Genomic DNA, 17,051 nt, shown 5'->3' with positions numbered 1-17,051 from the left:
CCTGAATAATCTGACTATTTATCAACTATTATCGTCTTCTTTATACAAAAAAGAAAACCTTAGTGCTCAAAATGATTATGACAATTCGACCAATCTCCCAGCATTACGCTATACTTTAAACCGTTTTCGGTTAAAAGATGAGTTAATCTGTGCCTATAGAGTTCATTGCAACATCAAAACTCCCGACTGCTTTTGGTGAATTCAATATTTCTGTGTTTCAAGATCCAGTATCAGGTGAAGAACATGTGGCACTGTCTAAAGGGTTAGAAAATCCACCCACAGGCCCTGTTTTAGTACGTGTTCATTCAGAATGCTTAACAGGTGATGCTTTTGCGTCATTAAAATGTGACTGCGGCCCTCAATTACAGGCAACTCAAAAGCTCATTAACGAAGCAGGTCAAGGCGTTATTTTATATTTACGCCAAGAAGGCCGTGGTATTGGGCTTACGAATAAAATTCGTGCGTATGCCTTACAAGATCAAGGTCATGACACGGTAGATGCAAATTTACTTTTAAATTTGCCAGCTGATGCGCGCCGTTATGACATGTGTAGCATTATGCTCGATCACTTAAAAGTAAAAGAAGTTAAGTTAATTACTAACAATCCTTTGAAAATTCAGGCACTCAAGGATCAAGGTATTAATGTGGTTGGTCGTGTTCCTTTAACGGTTGGACGTAATCCTTTTAATGAACAATATTTAAAAACTAAACGTGAACGCATGGATCACCTTTATCAAAAAGATGATTTCTAAAACAAAATTATAAACTTAAAAATAATTGGAAGGGATTTTTAAGACATTTCTTAAAAATCCCTTACTTTTTTTATGGTTTTGTGTTTTGATGTATCTATCTCCTATCTCAATCATCTTTGAGGGTCACTATGCAACATCCGACTTCAACAGATATTCAACGTGTCCGCGAATTTCTCCTCGATTTACAAGCCCGTATTTGTGCTGGTTTAGAACAACAAGAAAAAGCTGGCGGTGGTACGGGTGAATTCATTATTGATGATTGGGAACGTCCAGAAGGTGGTGGTGGTCGTTCACGAGTTTTACAACATGGCACCGTGATTGAAAAAGGTGGTGTGATGTTTTCTCACATCAACATTAATAAACTGCCCGCTTCTGCTACAGAAAGACATCCTCAAATTGCTGGTGCTAAAGCACAAGCGCTTGGTGTGTCATTAGTCATTCACCCTAAAAACCCAAACATTCCAACCTCCCATGCCAATGTACGTTTATTCGTTGCAGAGCCTGAAGGACAAGATCCAATTTGGTGGTTTGGCGGTGGTTTTGACTTAACACCGTTCTATCCAGATGAACAGGATGTTATCGACTGGCATCAAGCCGCATATGACCTATGCCAGCCTTTTGGTGACAATGTCTACGCTGAACATAAAAAATGGTGTGATGACTATTTCTATCTAAAACATAGAGATGAACAGCGTGGTGTCGGTGGTTTATTCTTTGATGATTTAAATTGCTGGGATTTCGAAACCTGCTTTAAATATATTCAAGCTGTAGGTAATGGTTATTTAAATGCCATTTTGCCAATTTTTGAAAAACATCGTGAACAGCCTTATACCGAAGCTCAACGAGAGTTCCAGCTGTACCGTCGTGGTCGCTATGTCGAATATAATTTAGTCTATGACCGCGGAACATTGTTTGGCTTACAAACAGGTGGACGTATTGAGTCTATTTTAGTCAGCCTCCCTAACCTTGCAGGTTGGTCGTATCGTCCAGAATGGGATGAAGACTCACCAGAGAAACGTTTAACCGACTATTACTTAAAACCTCGTGACTGGTTAAACCTAAAAGAAAAAGTTGCTTAATTTTTTGCTTTTCGGAGATTCTTTGGCTTCCACCCTAAAGAATCTCCTTTTTTATTTCCAATTTTCTGAGTTTCATTCAAATATTTTTTCTTATTAAAATTTGGCTTATAGTGAGGCCTGCTGAAAATTCAGTACAGACTTTATCTGCCTCATGCCATTTTAAAATTTTGGATATAAGAATGACCAAACAGTTTGCAGTAATTGGCAACCCCATCGAACAATCACGCTCTCCTGAATTGCATCATGCTTTCGCTCAAAAAACAGGTGTTGACCTAGACTACCAAAAACGTCTCGCCCCTCTTGATGGTTTCGAGCCGAGTATGCGTAGTTTCTTTGAAAATGGCGGGAGTGGCATGAATGTTACCGTGCCGTTTAAAGAACAGGCATTTGCTTTGTGTGATGTGCTGACTGAACGTGCTCAAATTGCCAAAGCTGTAAATACACTTTGGATGGAAGATGGCAAATTGCATGGTGACAATACAGATGGCCAAGGCTTAGTTGCCGCAATTCAAGCTTTAGATTGGAACTTAGAAAATACAGCTATTTTAATTTTAGGGGCTGGTGGTGCAACTCGCGGTGTTATTTACCCGCTTGTGCAGGCTGGTGCTAAAAAGATTGTGATTGCAAACCGGACTCTTGCTCGTGCTGAACAACTTGTAGATGACCTAAAAGCATCAGTTCCGCAAGCTCAATTACAAGCAGTTTCTCTAAATGAGCTAGAAGGGAAATTTGATATTGTAATTAATGCAACTTCTGCAAGTCTGTCTGGTGATGCATTACAACTACCAGAAAATTTAGAGTTCAAATATGCCTATGAGATGGCCTATGGCAAGCCATCTAGCTTCCTTGATCAAGCGAAACAACGCAATGTGCCTTATGCAGAAGGTTTTGGCATGCTAGTTGGCCAAGCCATTGAAGCCTTCTATATCTGGAATGGCGTAAAGCCAGAATTAAAAGATTTTCTATAAATCAAAAAAAGAACCTACACGAAGTAGGTTCTTTTTTATTTCATCTATTATTTTTTAGCTGTAACCATCTGCTTATAAACATCTCGGAAAATCTCATAATCAATAAATTCATTATGTTCAGGTTTTAAATTCTGAATTGTTTTTCCCGTAAGTTGCTGTTTGCGAGCAGCGACATAAACTTTACCTAAAATATCAGCTGTTTCTGACAACAAGTGTTTTTCTTCATCAGCACTACCATTTTGTTTTTCAAACTCTAATTGATACTGTTTTGAGAAAAGCTGTTCAGGTTGCTTATATTGTTTCTGTAGTTTTTGCCATGCTTCACGCCCAGCTTTACCTTGTATGGTTGTGATCACAATATGGTCCACAGCTCGGCCTAAGTCATTATCAAATTGGTCTTCTTGCTCAAGATGATGTTTTTTCTGCAACGCCTCAATACGTTCTAAAGCTTTACCTTGAGGATTATAAGTTTCCTCTTCAGAAAACCAATAAGCATAGACCTCGGCAATTTCTTGCAACTGTTGAACTGAATAATAATGAATATATGACGGTTTTTCGGCAGTCAATTTTGCAATAAACACAGCCTTATACGTCTTGTCATAAGCATGTGTTGCATCATAAGTTTGGTTAGCCAACAGCGCCAGACTCGAATCTAAATCTTGTACATCGCTATGAGCGCCAACTGGATGCTCAGAAACATCACTCTGCCCAAGTTTTTCACTAAACCCTTTTATGAAGTTTTCAAATAAAGAACCTTTGCTTGCTTCTGCAACTGATTTAGCCTGTTTAAGCTGCTGCTGATTAATTGGGGTCGCTTTACCATAATTGAGGATTTGCATGTCTGCTTTAATATTAAAGCGATGGTTAAATTCAGCTGGTGTATACGCAATATCATAATCCGCGTTGACTAAACGGCCCTTTTCATCCAGTCCGACATCAATCGCAACCGGATTTCTTTGTTTTGGTAAAGCTTGTTCAATTTCTGCCTTATGCTTGTTCCATAGAGCTTTGAATGCTTCATCATCAACAAACTGGCTTTGATCATAAGCAGCAAAAGTTTGTTTCAATGCAGCTTGACGAGCTTTAATCTGAGTTTTTTCGGTATTTACAGCACTCCGATCAAGCACATCAATACCGTAAATTTGACAGTAATTAATATCACCTAAGGCAACGGGAATTTTTTGAGACTGTAATTCAACACACTGATCTTCTGTAAGTGAAGCCACTTCTTCATCTTGTGTGACTTCTTCAGCATCTGCTACAGCAATATCTTCGGCTTGTTCGGCTTGGGCCGTATCAGAAGCTTCCTCTTCGTCTGCCCCATCTTGAGCTGCACTTGATCGGTCTTCATCATGCTCAGAATCTAAGGCATTACCAAAATGAGCATTAATAAGTGAATAAAGTTGCTGGCTAACTGCGGCTGCATCTTCAGAAGAAACTTTTTGCCCATCAGCATTACCCTCTTTACTCTTCGCTTCCGAAGCAGCTAATTCAGTTGCTATAGTTTCGGCAATCTTTTCTTCATCAAAACCGAAAACATTTTTTTGCAGATATTTAGCATTGACCTGACTATAGAGCTCCGATTGTAGCAATAACGCTTCAACCGTATCTTTTAAACGAATTTTTTCTACAACCCCCGCTTTACGCTCAGCTTCACTAACTGATAAACGCTGTAAATTTTGTGATTCAGCCAAACGATAAGATACAGCGCCAGAAGCTTTCGCATATTCAACGAATTTCTTCATATCGACATTGGTAAACAGATTTTTATACTTTGAAAAATCGACATATGCCAAATTATTTTGATTATCTTTATTGACCAGATAAGGCATTAATCCGAAATAATTAACGTAAAATTTATAATCCTTCAGATCAAGTACCATTGGCAATTTTGCCTGTACCAGTAAGGTTGGTTTCTCATATCTTGCAGTGAGATTTAACGACCCCATTTTTTGACGATAATGAACCGAACCATCGTAACTAAATTGAAGATCATTTAATAAATTAATTAATACGGCGTTTACTTTTTCTGAGCGTGATTCACCAGAAATGCCCGAGTCCGCTTGCTCATTTGCAATTGCGGCATACAGTGCCTGCTTCTGTTTTTTATTCAAATTAATTTTTTGTTCACGTAAATATTGATCTACTTTTTTTTGCACTGCAGCATCTAGCTGCACTGTTTTTTCTACATTATTTATTTTTTTTGACTGATTTGGATCAACATTAACTTTAAAATGCCCACGATAGTCATAGCTTGGGTATTCATATATTGCATTCATACCCTGAATGACTTTTTGATCTAACTGAGTAGATGCTACCGATGGACGTAGGTTATGCTGCGCACAAGCGGTCAAACCCAAACTAAATAAACATAAACTGAGATATTTTAAATGCATAACCTTTTTTAAAACCTTATCGCTTTATCTTTTTAACAAAACTTGCTAAAAATAAGAAAATTAGTTGTTTTTTCACATAAAAGTATAAGTCCTGAATGTAGCAGAAATTATAATTTCAGGTGTATTTATTTTCGACAAAATTCGCTTTTCTGACATTTCTTTCGGGTGCGATTAACATTGTATTTTTATCATGCGAGTGAATAATCAAATCATCGATACAGATAATCCCACAATGATTCAAAATTAGGATTAAAGCCATGCCAGCATATAAAGCTCCGCTACACGATATCCGCTTCTTAATGAATGAAGTACTAGATTACCCTGCTCACTATAAAACTTTATCAAATGGTGAAAATGCTGATCCAGATACTGTTGATATGATTCTTGAAGGTGCGGCAGATTATTGTGAAAACGTATTATCGCCACTTAACCAATCTGGTGATGAAGAAGGTTGCCATTTTGACAACGGCGAAGTAACTACGCCTAAAGGCTTTAAAGAAGCTTATGACCAATTCGTAATGGGCGGTTGGCAAGGTCTTTCTTACCCAGAAGAATTTGGTGGTCAAGGCCTTCCAATGTCTTTAAACCTGATTAAATCAGAGATGATGGGTACTGCAAACTGGTCATTTACCATGTACCCAGGTTTAAGTTCTGGTTGTATGAACACTATTTTGCAATTCGGTACTGATGAGCAAAAACAAACATACATGCCTAAGCTTGTTGAAGGCACTTGGAGCGGCACAATGTGCTTAACCGAACCTCAATGTGGTACAGACTTAGGACAGGTAAAAACTAAAGCTGAACCTCAAGCAGACGGTAGTTACAAAATCACCGGTACAAAAATCTTCATTTCTGCTGGTGAACATGATTTAACTGAAAACATCATTCACATCGTACTTGCACGCCTTCCAGATGCACCTGCTGGTACTCGCGGTATCTCATTATTCATCGTACCAAAATTCATGCCTACAGCTGATGGCGGTGTTGGTGAGCGTAATACAGTCGCTTGTGGTTCAATCGAACACAAAATGGGGATCCGTGCATCTGCAACTGCGGTACTCAACTTTGATAATGCAACTGGTTATTTAATCGGTGAAGTGAACAAAGGCCTACATGCAATGTTTACCTTCATGAATACAGCACGTATTGGTACTGCTGTTCAAGGTATTGCACACGCTGAGTTATCTTTCCAAGGCGCATTACCATATGCCAAAGATCGTATGTCAATGCGTGCGCTTTCTGGTAAAAAAGATCCAGATAAAGTTGCTGATGCAATCATTCACCATGCAGACGTACGCCGTATGCTGTTAACTCAAAAAGCAATCGCTGAAGGCGGTCGCTCTATGATTTACTACGCTGCTCAAATCGCTGACAAAATGACAGATGCTTTAGCGCGTGGTGATCAAGCTGCTTTTGAAGACTACGATGATAAACTTGGTTTCTATACACCAATTTTAAAAGGTTTCTTAACTGAACTTGGTTTAGAAGCTGCTAACCACGGTATGCAAGTTTACGGTGGCCATGGCTACATTAAAGAATGGGGTATGGAGCAAATCGCACGTGATGCACGTATTGCGACTTTGTATGAAGGAACAACTGGTGTTCAAGCACTCGACTTAATTGGTCGTAAAGTGTTGTTAAGTTCAAAAGGTAAAGTAGTTCGTGAATACACTGCTGAAATCTTAAAATTCTGTGCTGCACATGCACGTAATAAATATTTACGTCGTTTTGCTTGGGACTTAACTAAGCTTTGTGCTCAGTGGAACACTTTAACAGTTCGTATCATGCTTGCTGCACGTAAAGACCGCGACATCGTATCTTCTGCTTCTGTAGATTTCTTGATGTTCTCAGGCTACGTGATGATGGCTTATTTCTGGGCTCAACAAGCTGTGGTTGCTTCTGAAAAATTAGAAGCAGGTAACGGCCAAGAAACTGCTGAGTTCTATAAAGCAAAAATCAAAGTTGCTGATTTCTACTTTGACCGTTTATTGCCACGCGCTCAAGGTCATGCAGAATCGATGGTGACTACATCTCGCACACTAACATCATTACCAGTTGAACACTTTAGCTTCGACTACTAAAGATTTTTAAGTCATAAAATAAAAAGAGCGCAATTTAATATTGCGCTCTTTTGTATATTTATCGGATATCTATTCTTTAGTTAAAACATAAGCCTGATTTGGAACAAAATAGTTTTGCTCTAAAAATTCACGATTTTTTCCATAGTCGCTATAAAGTAATTTTTCTAAATTTGTGACCAATCTTTTATTTGAATCAATATTAAAATAAAAATTAACTTTAGATAATGGACATTGAATCGTTAACTCACGCTCTTTTTCATCCACTTTCCAATTTAGAGTAGGACATAATTGATTTACAGCGGCACTTTTCGCCCCGTCTTTACTTCCCACACGACCAAAATGAACAACATTCCAATAAGCCGACCCATTTGGTAATAAATTTAAAATGTACTCTGCTTCGCCTGATTCACAATCAGCAAAAGCATCCTCGCATGAAATACGAGTATGATATCGCCCTACATATTGCAATGAGGCTGCGTTTAATTTTTGGGTTTGATCTGAGGTATCTTCAGGTAAGAAAGTTCGTCCAGCGACATAATCCAATGTTTTTATAGATGTACTACTTTTTATTAAGTTTTCTTCATGATTAGAACTAGAACTTGTAGTCGAGTGATCTTTTGAATTGGTATGGTTTATATCGCAAGCAGTCAGTGTCATGCACAGTGCAACCACTACAACCACATGCTTAACTGAAAAACGAGACCACTTCAAAGACATATACATTATTCACAGATAACAGCAACAGCTCTATTTACACTTCAAATCAAGTATTAGCTGATTGCCGCTTTAAACTCTTAAGCCCTGAAAGGGTGCATTTTAGTAGATGTTGGTTTCGTTCCTTTCAATCCTTTACATATTTTAACTATTTTACTTTTTAAAGGACTTTAAACCCGTTATTTCGTCTCCATATTTTTATTAAGCAAGAGCAATAGCTTCTTGTAACTTTTATCTTTAAGGAGAATTAGATGGCCAGTTCTGGTTTATATCGCTCGAACCGACACAGCATGATCGCCGGTGTAATGGGTGGTATTGCTGAACGTTTTGGTTGGAACGTAACTTTACTACGTGTCATTTTTGTTTTGATCTCAATTATGAGTGCTGCCTTTCCAGGAATTTTAGTTTATCTGGTTTTATGGTTAGTGATTCCGAAAAAACAGCCAGAACATATTGAAGGCTATCGACAATCCGTCCGAACAGTAAATGAAGAACAAGTACGTTAATTCATAACTTTGGTCGCTACGGTTGCATCCCCTAATCAACCGTAGCTTTTTTTATTCTAAAAATTATAGCTTTCGTTTTAACTGTTGCTGTAATGCAGCAATCATATCTGCACGGCTAATCATTCCTATAAGCTTACGATCTTCAACAACAGGAATGTAATTAAAAGACTTTTCAACAAAGTATGGCGCCAAATCTTGAATAGGTTGAGTTGGCAGTACGGTAACCACTCTACGGCTCATGATTTGTTTTACATAATGCTGCCAAGAATTTCTTGGGTCGGCTGCACCTTTAAACCACTCTACGACTTCATATAACGCTAAAGTTCCGACCAAATGGTTTTCTGCATTTACTACAGGTAGGCTCATTAAGTTCACTTGTTTAAACTTATCGAGTGCCTGATGAATATCATCATCTTCATGTAGTTTAATCACATCACGGCTCATAATATCCTGACAGATATATTGATTTACCATACGCTCATTGGCATGTTCCTGAGCTTCTAAAATGATTTTTTCTAAGTCGTATTGGCTAATATCTAAAAGTTCAGTGTGATGCCCTAATGCATACTCAATATCTTTCGGCTGAATTGATACTTTTTGAGTTGGCGTTGGGTCTTTACTACGTTCATTTAAATGCGCGGTAACCGGATAATGTCGCCCAATCAATCGATTAAAGAAAACAGCAAACCCAAGTAAAAGGAACGAATTGAGTAAAACTGGATAAAAAATAAAATAAAAGCCTAATTTATGAATTGCAGCACCGCCCAACACAGCCGTAATTGCGACTGCACCACTCGGTGGGTGCAAAGAGTCGGTAGTCATCATTAAAAATATAGCAAAACCCACAGCCACACTAAAAGCTGTAGTTAAATCAGGAATCCACTGTGCACAGGCAACGCCAATTATGCCGGCTAAGGTATTACCAACAATTACATTCCATGGTTGGGCCAAAGGACTGGTCGGCACAGCAAAAAGAAGAACAGATGAGGCACCCATTGGGGCGATGTACCATGCATTAATTCCCCCGAGAACATACCAGCTAATTAAGGAGGAAATTGCTAAACCACACAACGCTCCAATACCGCAAAGTAACCGTTCTTTTAAGGGTAAAACCTTAAAATTTGGCTTTAAAATCTGTAACCATTCTCGCTGTATAACACTCACAGTACACCTTAGGGGATATGCCGTCATTTATAACGGGCAAAAGTATACGCCCAAAGCCACATAAAGTGCATTTAAATTATACCTTTCAACAATAAGAAAACTGGCTGAATTATTCTTTATGATTTTAAAACTTTAATATTCCATCAATTTTTCATTTAAATAACGCCAATACCGCTTCGGCAAATATTGCACATGAAGTTTTATATTCTGGCGTTCAGTAATATTTACACTGTTAAAATAATCCTTCCAAAGCTGATCATATAAAACTTCCTGCTCATCAAGCTCAAGCTGAAAGCTTTGACTCATCCCATTTTTTAAATTGCGGTCAACCTCAGAGGCTTCGAGTGAAACTTCATGTATTTCACATAAATCATAATAAAGCCCGAACTTGCGTTGCTCGTCATAAATAAGCCAACGCTGATCTTGATAGCGCCGTTTAAAATGTGGCTGAATAAGCGGTAAAACATTAAAATCAGGACGCACTAAACTTAAAAAAAGTTCATCCTTGGTTTTCTTAAACCGAATAAAAGCTTCCATCCGATGCTTCTCTCGCCCGACCTTTTTCGACCACTGTGCAATCGCTAAAACACTTGGATTTGAATAATCTTTTTCTATAGAAACATGGTTAGTAAACACATAGATACAATAATTAAATAAATGCTGATAGGCATCTAAAGATTCAGATAAAGATGCAAAATAAAATTGTTTTAACGAAGAAGATGAAAGCTTTTTTTGTAGCGCAGACCACACACGCTCAGCATGCTGCTCGTTATTTGCAACCTCAATTTTATCGGCAAATAAGCCATGTTGAGCTGCATCATTTAAACAGAGCCTGACCTGCAATTCTTTAAATTGAAATGCACGAAAAACACAGCTCAGCAGCCCAACCATTGAACCATCAAAATAGTAAGCCACTTCATCATTAAACATGGCTAAAACCCAAGGCTTAATTGTGGCGAGAGTTGCTGCACATATTTCGAAGAACCCTGCGTTAAAATCTGCTGCCGAATAAAACTTGAAGATAACTCTTTTTGGAATTTCGGACTATCTTCACAGCGAATAAAGAATTTTGCACGCTGGTAAGCCACGCCGAGTTTTTTAAGTAAATCGATATGGATTTTTCCAAAACGGCGTGCCTGTACAATTTTCTTAGCTGATTTCACCCCAATACCCGGCACACGCAAAATCATTTGATAATCAGCACGATTTAAATCTACTGGAAACTGTTCAGGATGCCTTAATGCCCAACTTAATTTCGGGTCTACATCAAGGTCTAAGTTTGGGTGTTTTTCATTGACGATTTCATTGACTTCAAAACCATAAAAACGCATCAGCCAATCGCTTTGATAGAGTCGGTTTTCCCGTAGTAATGGCGGTGCAGAACCCACTGCTGGTAAATAATTATTTTCAGTATTAATTGGGATATAGCCCGAAAAATAGACACGTTTGAGTTTAAATTCTTTGTAGTGCTTGTCTGCCATAAACAAGACATCTTGGTCTGACTCTTGATGGGCCCCCACTACCATTTGTGTGGTCTGCCCTGCTGGCACATATTTCGGTACATGCTTAATGATTTGTCGCTCATCTTTAAGCTGAATCAGCCTGTCACGCACTAATCCTAAATCTTTTTGCACTTCCTGATGTGATTTTTCTGGGGCAAAAGTTTTTAACCCAATTTCGGTCGGCATCTCTAAATTAATACTCATGCGGTCAGCATATAAACCTGCTTCATGAATCAGTTCAGGCGATGCTCCCGGAATCGTTTTTAGGTGAATATAGCCATTAAAGTTTTCTTCAAGACGCAATTTTTTCACGACTTGAAGCATACGCTCCATCGTATGATCCGCCGATTTAAAAATGCCTGAGCTTAAAAATAAGCCTTCGATATAATTACGTCGGTAAAAATTAATGGTTAAATCTACAACCTCTTGCACCGTAAATGCTGCACGCTGGACATCATTAGAACGGCGTGAAACACAATAGGCGCAATCAAAAATACATACATTACTAAATAGAATTTTTAAGAGAGATACACAGCGGCCATCTTCGGTATAGCTATGGCAAATACCCGAATGGCTGGCATCACCTAGACCTTTATCTTTGTTTTTACGGTCACTGCCACTTGATGAACAAGACACATCATATTTAGCAGCATCGGCAAGAATCTGTAGTTTTTCTCGAATGCGATCAGACATATCAAACGACTCATTTATGGCATCGTTTAAAAAATATCATTTTGCATTCTTAAATTTAATCCAGTGAAGTACGCTCGGCGTCATGAGGTGACGTTTAAAATAATCCGTCTTAATTAACGTATTCTTCTAGTTGCTTTACACGCTCGGCATACTCTTGCATTGGGCAATAAGAATACATCGGTGAGCCAATGTATGAGCCTGCATTACTACATTCCTGATCTACATAAGCTTTCCAAAGCCGCTGAGATTTTAAAATATCTTGGTAACGCTCTGGCTGTTTGTATTCTTCGCTTTGTGTGCGAATTTGATCAATCAGAGCAACTATTTTTTCCTCATAAATCTTTTTAGCTTGTTCAGAACAACTATGCACAACCATATTGTTAATACTCTCAAGCTTCATTTCTTTAATGGTCTGCTCTACACATTGCTTATATTCATCTTGCTCGTCAGCACCGGTCTGCGCATACAACCATGGACTACAAAAAAGGCTGGATAAAACAATGAGTTTGCAGCAAAATTTCAGCATAATTTATTCTCGATTCTATAATTTTTAATATGCTGCAATATAACAAAAAAATGATTATTCGCGCACTTGCGCTTGCACCCATCCCTTTATTAAATATATCTGCCTTAGGAGTAATTATCTTCAACGCGGAATTTAGCCTTTATTCGATTGGAGTTATTTTTCTAGCCCATTTCTTATTTTATTTACTTTTTTATGGCCTTCTGGTTATTCCTTTCGCATATATCACTTCATATTTTCTCGCCCGTAAAAATCGTTTAAATCTGATGAGTATTTTTATCTGCACAACTGTCATCTGGATTTTGATTAGCCCTATTACACGCTTAATTTTTGTCGGTTCATTCCCTTCTCCTTGGTGGCATATTTATAAGATCTATAGTTTTTATCTTATGATTTTATTTACCAGCTTTTGCTACTGGCTAGGCTTGGAATGGCTGAGGCGAAAACAAATAGGCTAAACACATATTCCTGTGATTAAGCCTTTGCCACTCCCCCACAAAATCCTTATACTTAGTGGCAATTTTTCTCATAAATTCGTGGATGCTACATGAGTCGCGCCATCTCGCACATTGATACATTTCAGGGCTTAATTCTTGCCCTACAAAACTATTGGGCCGAACAAGGCTGCGTCGTATTACAACCTTACGACATGGAAATGGGCGCTGGAACATTCCACACCGCAACATTCTTACGTGCTTTAGGGCCTGAAACTTGGAATGCTGCATACGTTCAACCTTCACGTCGTCCAAAAGATGGCCGCTATGGTGAAAACCCGAACCGTTTGCAACACTACTATCAGTTCCAAGTGGTACTTAAGCCAAATCCAGACAATATCCAACAGCTCTATCTTGATTCTTTAAAAGCAATCGGGATTGATACGCTTACTCACGATATTCGCTTCGTAGAAGACAACTGGGAATCTCCGACGCTTGGGGCTTGGGGCTTAGGTTGGGAAGTTTGGCTTAACGGTATGGAAGTAACTCAGTTCACTTACTTCCAACAAGTCGGTGGTGTTGAATGTTACCCAGTAACAGGCGAAATCACTTACGGTTTAGAACGTCTTGCAATGTACCTTCAAGGTGTTGACTCGGTTTATGACCTTGTTTGGACCAAAGGCCAATTTGGTACTGTAACTTACGGCGACGTATTCCATCAAAATGAAGTTGAACAATCGACTTATAACTTTGAATACGCTCCAGTTGAAAAACTATTTGAACTATTTGATTTTTACGAATCAGAAGCAAACCGTTTAATTGAAGCAAAACTTTCTCTTCCTGCTTATGAGCAAGTCGTTAAAGCGTCTCATACCTTTAACTTGCTTGATGCACGTGGCGCAATTTCTGTGACTGAGCGTCAACGTTATATTTTACGTGTACGTACTTTGGCTCGTGCAATTGCACAAAGTTATGTACAAGCACGTGCAGAGCTTGGCTTCCCAATGGCAGAACCACACTTACGTGATGAAGTATTGGCACAGTTAAAAGCACAAGCTGAAAGTGAAGCAGCAAAGGCGGAGAAAAACTAATGAGCAAACATACTGTTTTATTCGAACTTGGCTGTGAAGAGCTTCCACCAAAAAGCTTGAAAACTTTACGTGATGCTTTACAGGCAGAAACGGTAAAAGGCTTAAAAGATGCGGGCTTAAACTTCGCATCAATTGAAGCTTATGCAGCGCCACGTCGCTTAGCCCTTAAAATTGTTGATATCGATGCTGCACAAGCTGATACACAAAAACGCTTTGATGGCCCTGCTGTTCAAGCGGCTTACGATGCGGAAGGCAAACCAACTAAAGCACTTGAAGGCTTTATGCGTGGCCAAGGCATTACAGTTGATCAGCTTTCTACTTTCCAAGCAGGTAAAGTTGAAAAAGTTTGCTATTTAAAAGATGTGAAAGGTCAAAGCCTTGATGCTTTACTTCCACAGATTTTACAAACTGCATTAGACAATTTACCAATTGCTAAGCGTATGCGTTCTGCGGCAAGCCGTACCGAATTTGTACGTCCAGTGAAATGGGTTCTTTTACTCAAAGATGACCAAATTGTTGACGCGACTATTCAAGATCATAAAGCTGGCAATGTGACTTATGGTCACCGTTTCCACGCACCAGAAGCAATGACTTTAGCGCATGCAAATGACTATTTAGCTGCTTTAGAAAAAGCTTACGTTGTTGCGAACTTTGAAAAACGTCAAGCAACCATTCAAGAACAAGTGAAAAAGTTAGCTGATGAAGTTAACGCGACTGCGATTGTTCCAACTGACTTACTTGATGAAGTAACAAGCCTCGTTGAATGGCCTGTGGCGTTACGTGCAACTTTTGAAGAGCGCTACTTAGCTGTTCCGCAAGAAGCTCTTATTACGACAATGCAAGACAACCAGAAGTATTTCTGCTTGATCAATGCAGAAGGTAAATTACAGCCTTATTTCATTACTGTTTCAAACATTGAGTCTAAAGACCCAACTCAAATTATTGAAGGTAACGAAAAAGTTGTTCGTCCTCGTTTGTCTGATGCTGAGTTCTTCTTCTTACAAGATCAAAAGCAACCGCTTGCATCTCGTAAAGAAAAATTAGCAAACATGGTATTCCAAGCACAGCTTGGTACGCTTTGGGACAAATCAACACGTATTGCAAAACTTGCTGTTGCATTATCTTCAATCACTGGTGCAACCCCAGCCGATGCTGAAAAAGCTGCATTACTTGCTAAATGCGACTTAACCTCTGAGCTTGTTGTTGAATTCCCAGAACTTCAAGGTATTGCGGGTACTTACTACGCACGTATTGAAGGCGAAAACACTGAAGTTTCAGAAGCTTTAGGTGAGCAATATTTACCAAAATTTGCGGGTGATGTTTTACCAAAAACCAAAACAGGTACAACCATTGCCCTTGCTGACCGTTTAGATACGCTTGTTGGTATTTTCGGTATTGGACAAGCGCCTACAGGCTCTAAAGACCCATTTGCTCTTCGCCGTTCAGCAATTGGTATCTTACGTTTAATCATTGAAAATGAATTAGATGTAACGATTGAAGAATTAGTGAATCTTGCACTTCAAGGTTATGGCGATATCGTTAAAGACCACGACAAAACTCGTGCTGACGCGGTTGCGTTCTTGGAAGGTCGTTACCGTGCTAAGTACGAAGACCAAGGCGTTGCCGTTGACGTACTTCAAGCCGTTCAAGCTCTTGCACCAAAATCTCCACTTGATTTTGACAAGCGTGTAAATGCTGTTAACCACTTCCGCACATTACCTGAAGCTGCTGCACTTGCTGCTGCAAATAAACGTGTTGCTAACATTCTTGCGAAAGAAGCAGCACCAGAAGGTTCTGTAGTTGAAGCAAACTTGGTTGAAGATGCTGAAAAAGCATTATTTGCCGAGCTTCAAGCAGTGACTCCTGTGGTTGAACCATTACTTGCATCAAAAGACTATACTGCTGCCCTTTCTAAGCTTGCAGCACTTCGCGCGCCAATTGATGCATTCTTTGATGGTGTAATGGTAATGGCAGATGATGCTGATCTAAAGGCAAACCGTTTACGTTTATTGGCTCAGTTACGTAACTTGTTTACTGCTGTTGCTGATGTAAGTGTGTTGCAGGGCTAAGCCTTTATTAGTTGTAAATTAATAAGAACCCCTCTATAGATTAGTGGGGTTTTTTAATATTAAAAATAAATCCGCAGTCATCATAATGAATACCTCTTCAATTAAAAATTTTTATCGTATAGATGCTTATCTTGTTCTTTGCCACACCCTTTTACTGGCAATCGGTTATGGCCTATGGAAACTATATCCTCATATAAAGACCAAACCAGATATGAGCGGCCTGTTCTTTATGATTATCTCTATTCTAGGCGGTTTTACAGGGCTGATTATACTAGCTGTAACTCTGTCTCGTTTAGATCGTTCTGTTCGTAATTTATCAGTGAACAAATTTATTTTGGCTCTGCTGTATTGGATTTCTAGTACCATTATTTTCGTGCTATTTGGTATCAGCAAATTCTTCTTCAATAATCCGCTAGTTTTACTGGTTTTTGTTTTGGTTTTTTTCAGCAGTGTTTATCTTTCGGTGATTCGCCTTGCAGATATGCGTAAAAAAGACTGGCTGATCTTAAGCGGAATTTTTGGAGCTATTGTGCTGTTCTTCTTTTTGCCAGAGCTTTAGAAAATGGTTTAAATAAAGTTGCTGAGCTTGTAATGCTTTGTGTACCTAACGATACTTTCTTTGATGGTGAAATAGTGATAGCAGATGATGCTGACCTAAAAGCAAACCGTTTACGTTTATTGGCTCAGTTACGTAACTTTTTTACTGCTGTTGCTGATGTGAGTGTATTGCAAGGCTAATTAGTTCATTATTAAATAGAGGGATCTTTTACAGATCCCTTTATTATTTGAGTTAAACAAATGCTTTAATTTCTTCTAAACTTTTCGATGGTTCAAACCACATAAAATCATAATTGGCCACATCATGAATATAAAATGGGTCATTTTTCATGATTTCTTCAGCTTCTTGAACCGAAGAGCTTAAAACTAAAATTACCCCGCCTACTCTATTTTCTCGACGTCCCGATGCCAGAAATTTCTTCTGCTCATAGTAATGATCTAAAAAAGCAATATGCTCTTTGAGTACAGCATCAACTTCGGCTAATGGTTTTTTATAAGTCAGGGTAACAACAATCATCTCA

Annotated in this window: 16 protein-coding genes and 1 pseudogene; 10 read left to right on the top strand and 7 right to left on the bottom strand. The window is 38.7% G+C overall.

Annotated elements, in window-relative coordinates:
* The first annotated feature begins 149 nt into the window (after nucleotides 1–149).
* From ribA to aroE, 3 genes are all read left to right on the top strand, one after another.
* A complete protein-coding gene (ribA, locus tag RMA94_RS07280) occupies nucleotides 150–752 on the top strand; it encodes a GTP cyclohydrolase II (RefSeq protein ID WP_002116908.1) in 603 nt (200 codons plus the stop codon).
* Between the two features lie 128 nt (nucleotides 753–880).
* On the top strand, nucleotides 881–1,831 hold the full coding sequence (gene hemF, locus RMA94_RS07275; protein ID WP_311082390.1) for an oxygen-dependent coproporphyrinogen oxidase: 951 nt from the start codon (nucleotides 881–883) through the stop codon (nucleotides 1,829–1,831).
* A 179-nt stretch (nucleotides 1,832–2,010) separates the two neighbouring features.
* Nucleotides 2,011–2,799, top strand: coding sequence for a shikimate dehydrogenase (gene aroE / locus RMA94_RS07270; protein ID WP_311082388.1), 789 nt, complete (start codon nucleotides 2,011–2,013; stop codon nucleotides 2,797–2,799).
* 47 nt (nucleotides 2,800–2,846) lie between these two features.
* On the opposite strand, the gene RMA94_RS07265 is transcribed toward aroE, so the two are convergent.
* On the bottom strand, nucleotides 2,847–5,195 hold the full coding sequence (locus tag RMA94_RS07265) for a hypothetical protein (protein ID WP_311082386.1): 2,349 nt from the start codon (nucleotides 5,193–5,195) through the stop codon (nucleotides 2,847–2,849).
* A gap of 257 nt (nucleotides 5,196–5,452) precedes the next feature.
* Here RMA94_RS07265 and RMA94_RS07260 point away from each other — a divergent pair, with 257 nt between their 5' ends.
* On the top strand, nucleotides 5,453–7,276 hold the full coding sequence (locus tag RMA94_RS07260; protein ID WP_002116803.1) for an acyl-CoA dehydrogenase C-terminal domain-containing protein: 1,824 nt from the start codon (nucleotides 5,453–5,455) through the stop codon (nucleotides 7,274–7,276).
* Nucleotides 7,277–7,345: 69 nt separating this feature from the next.
* Here the strand turns inward: RMA94_RS07260 and RMA94_RS07255 are convergent, their stop codons facing one another.
* Nucleotides 7,346–7,993: a hypothetical protein gene (locus RMA94_RS07255; RefSeq protein ID WP_311082383.1), complete on the bottom strand. Its 648-nt coding sequence runs from the start codon at nucleotides 7,991–7,993 to the stop codon at nucleotides 7,346–7,348.
* Nucleotides 7,994–8,241: 248 nt separating this feature from the next.
* On the opposite strand from RMA94_RS07255, the gene RMA94_RS07250 reads away from it, so the two are divergent.
* Nucleotides 8,242–8,496: a PspC domain-containing protein gene (locus RMA94_RS07250; RefSeq protein ID WP_002116779.1), complete on the top strand. Its 255-nt coding sequence runs from the start codon at nucleotides 8,242–8,244 to the stop codon at nucleotides 8,494–8,496.
* Between the two features lie 63 nt (nucleotides 8,497–8,559).
* Here the strand turns inward: RMA94_RS07250 and RMA94_RS07245 are convergent, their stop codons facing one another.
* The 4 genes from RMA94_RS07245 to RMA94_RS07230 all read right to left on the bottom strand — a co-directional run bounded on the left by RMA94_RS07245 (nucleotide 8,560) and on the right by RMA94_RS07230 (nucleotide 12,381).
* Nucleotides 8,560–9,660: an HPP family protein gene (locus RMA94_RS07245; RefSeq protein ID WP_311082382.1), complete on the bottom strand. Its 1,101-nt coding sequence runs from the start codon at nucleotides 9,658–9,660 to the stop codon at nucleotides 8,560–8,562.
* A 132-nt stretch (nucleotides 9,661–9,792) separates the two neighbouring features.
* The gene (locus RMA94_RS07240) at nucleotides 9,793–10,590 is read right to left on the bottom strand and encodes a TIGR03915 family putative DNA repair protein (RefSeq protein ID WP_311082381.1); all 798 of its coding nucleotides are present in this window, start codon (nucleotides 10,588–10,590) and stop codon (nucleotides 9,793–9,795) included.
* A 2-nt stretch (nucleotides 10,591–10,592) separates the two neighbouring features.
* Nucleotides 10,593–11,855 carry a putative DNA modification/repair radical SAM protein gene (locus RMA94_RS07235; protein WP_001283765.1) on the bottom strand — a complete coding sequence of 421 codons (1,263 nt, stop codon included), beginning with the start codon at nucleotides 11,853–11,855 and terminating at the stop codon, nucleotides 10,593–10,595.
* 109 nt (nucleotides 11,856–11,964) lie between these two features.
* Entirely contained in the window at nucleotides 11,965–12,381 is a 417-nt protein-coding gene (locus tag RMA94_RS07230) for a lysozyme inhibitor LprI family protein (RefSeq protein WP_069122002.1), read from the bottom strand.
* Nucleotides 12,382–12,410: 29 nt separating this feature from the next.
* Here RMA94_RS07230 and RMA94_RS07225 point away from each other — a divergent pair, with 29 nt between their 5' ends.
* From RMA94_RS07225 to RMA94_RS07205, 5 genes and pseudogenes are all read left to right on the top strand, one after another.
* The gene (locus RMA94_RS07225; protein WP_057086353.1) at nucleotides 12,411–12,836 is read left to right on the top strand and encodes a hypothetical protein; all 426 of its coding nucleotides are present in this window, start codon (nucleotides 12,411–12,413) and stop codon (nucleotides 12,834–12,836) included.
* A gap of 89 nt (nucleotides 12,837–12,925) precedes the next feature.
* Nucleotides 12,926–13,903, top strand: a complete 978-nt coding sequence (gene glyQ, locus RMA94_RS07220) for a glycine--tRNA ligase subunit alpha (RefSeq protein ID WP_002044989.1) — start codon at nucleotides 12,926–12,928, stop codon at nucleotides 13,901–13,903.
* Entirely contained in the window at nucleotides 13,903–15,972 is a 2,070-nt protein-coding gene (gene glyS, locus RMA94_RS07215; RefSeq protein WP_311082379.1) for a glycine--tRNA ligase subunit beta, read from the top strand. Before glyQ ends, glyS begins: the two co-directional genes overlap by 1 nt.
* A gap of 85 nt (nucleotides 15,973–16,057) precedes the next feature.
* Nucleotides 16,058–16,531 (top strand): hypothetical protein, encoded by a 474-nt coding sequence (locus RMA94_RS07210; protein WP_311082377.1) that lies wholly within the window; start codon nucleotides 16,058–16,060, stop codon nucleotides 16,529–16,531.
* A gap of 41 nt (nucleotides 16,532–16,572) precedes the next feature.
* Nucleotides 16,573–16,710 (top strand): annotated as a pseudogene (locus tag RMA94_RS07205) (hypothetical protein); the annotation flags it as partial.
* A gap of 52 nt (nucleotides 16,711–16,762) precedes the next feature.
* On the opposite strand, the gene RMA94_RS07200 reads toward RMA94_RS07205, so the two are convergent.
* Entirely contained in the window at nucleotides 16,763–17,047 is a 285-nt protein-coding gene (locus tag RMA94_RS07200) for a YciI family protein (RefSeq protein ID WP_311082373.1), read from the bottom strand.
* Nucleotides 17,048–17,051: the final 4 nt, after the last annotated feature.

Origin of the sequence: Acinetobacter sp. V115_6, assembly GCF_031799025.1 — a bacterium.
Classification (GTDB): domain Bacteria; phylum Pseudomonadota; class Gammaproteobacteria; order Pseudomonadales; family Moraxellaceae; genus Acinetobacter; species Acinetobacter pittii.
This window is presented reverse-complemented; position numbering and strand designations above follow the sequence as displayed.

What these genes read in the sequence shown, in the direction of transcription:
- RMA94_RS07260 (WP_002116803.1), top strand. Translation starts at nt 5,453, where the DNA reads ATGCCAGCATATAAAGCTCCGCTACACGATATCCGCTTCTTAATGAAT.
- RMA94_RS07200 (WP_311082373.1), bottom strand. Translation starts at nt 17,047, where the DNA reads ATGATTGTTGTTACCCTGACTTATAAAAAACCATTAGCCGAAGTTGAT.
- RMA94_RS07240 (WP_311082381.1), bottom strand. Translation starts at nt 10,590, where the DNA reads ATGTTTAATGATGAAGTGGCTTACTATTTTGATGGTTCAATGGTTGGG.
- RMA94_RS07255 (WP_311082383.1), bottom strand. Translation starts at nt 7,993, where the DNA reads ATGTCTTTGAAGTGGTCTCGTTTTTCAGTTAAGCATGTGGTTGTAGTG.
- RMA94_RS07210 (WP_311082377.1), top strand. Translation starts at nt 16,058, where the DNA reads ATGAATACCTCTTCAATTAAAAATTTTTATCGTATAGATGCTTATCTT.
- RMA94_RS07235 (WP_001283765.1), bottom strand. Translation starts at nt 11,855, where the DNA reads ATGTCTGATCGCATTCGAGAAAAACTACAGATTCTTGCCGATGCTGCT.
- glyS (WP_311082379.1), top strand. Translation starts at nt 13,903, where the DNA reads ATGAGCAAACATACTGTTTTATTCGAACTTGGCTGTGAAGAGCTTCCA.
- aroE (WP_311082388.1), top strand. Translation starts at nt 2,011, where the DNA reads ATGACCAAACAGTTTGCAGTAATTGGCAACCCCATCGAACAATCACGC.
- RMA94_RS07225 (WP_057086353.1), top strand. Translation starts at nt 12,411, where the DNA reads ATGCTGCAATATAACAAAAAAATGATTATTCGCGCACTTGCGCTTGCA.
- RMA94_RS07230 (WP_069122002.1), bottom strand. Translation starts at nt 12,381, where the DNA reads ATGCTGAAATTTTGCTGCAAACTCATTGTTTTATCCAGCCTTTTTTGT.
- hemF (WP_311082390.1), top strand. Translation starts at nt 881, where the DNA reads ATGCAACATCCGACTTCAACAGATATTCAACGTGTCCGCGAATTTCTC.
- RMA94_RS07265 (WP_311082386.1), bottom strand. Translation starts at nt 5,195, where the DNA reads ATGCATTTAAAATATCTCAGTTTATGTTTATTTAGTTTGGGTTTGACC.
- RMA94_RS07250 (WP_002116779.1), top strand. Translation starts at nt 8,242, where the DNA reads ATGGCCAGTTCTGGTTTATATCGCTCGAACCGACACAGCATGATCGCC.
- glyQ (WP_002044989.1), top strand. Translation starts at nt 12,926, where the DNA reads ATGAGTCGCGCCATCTCGCACATTGATACATTTCAGGGCTTAATTCTT.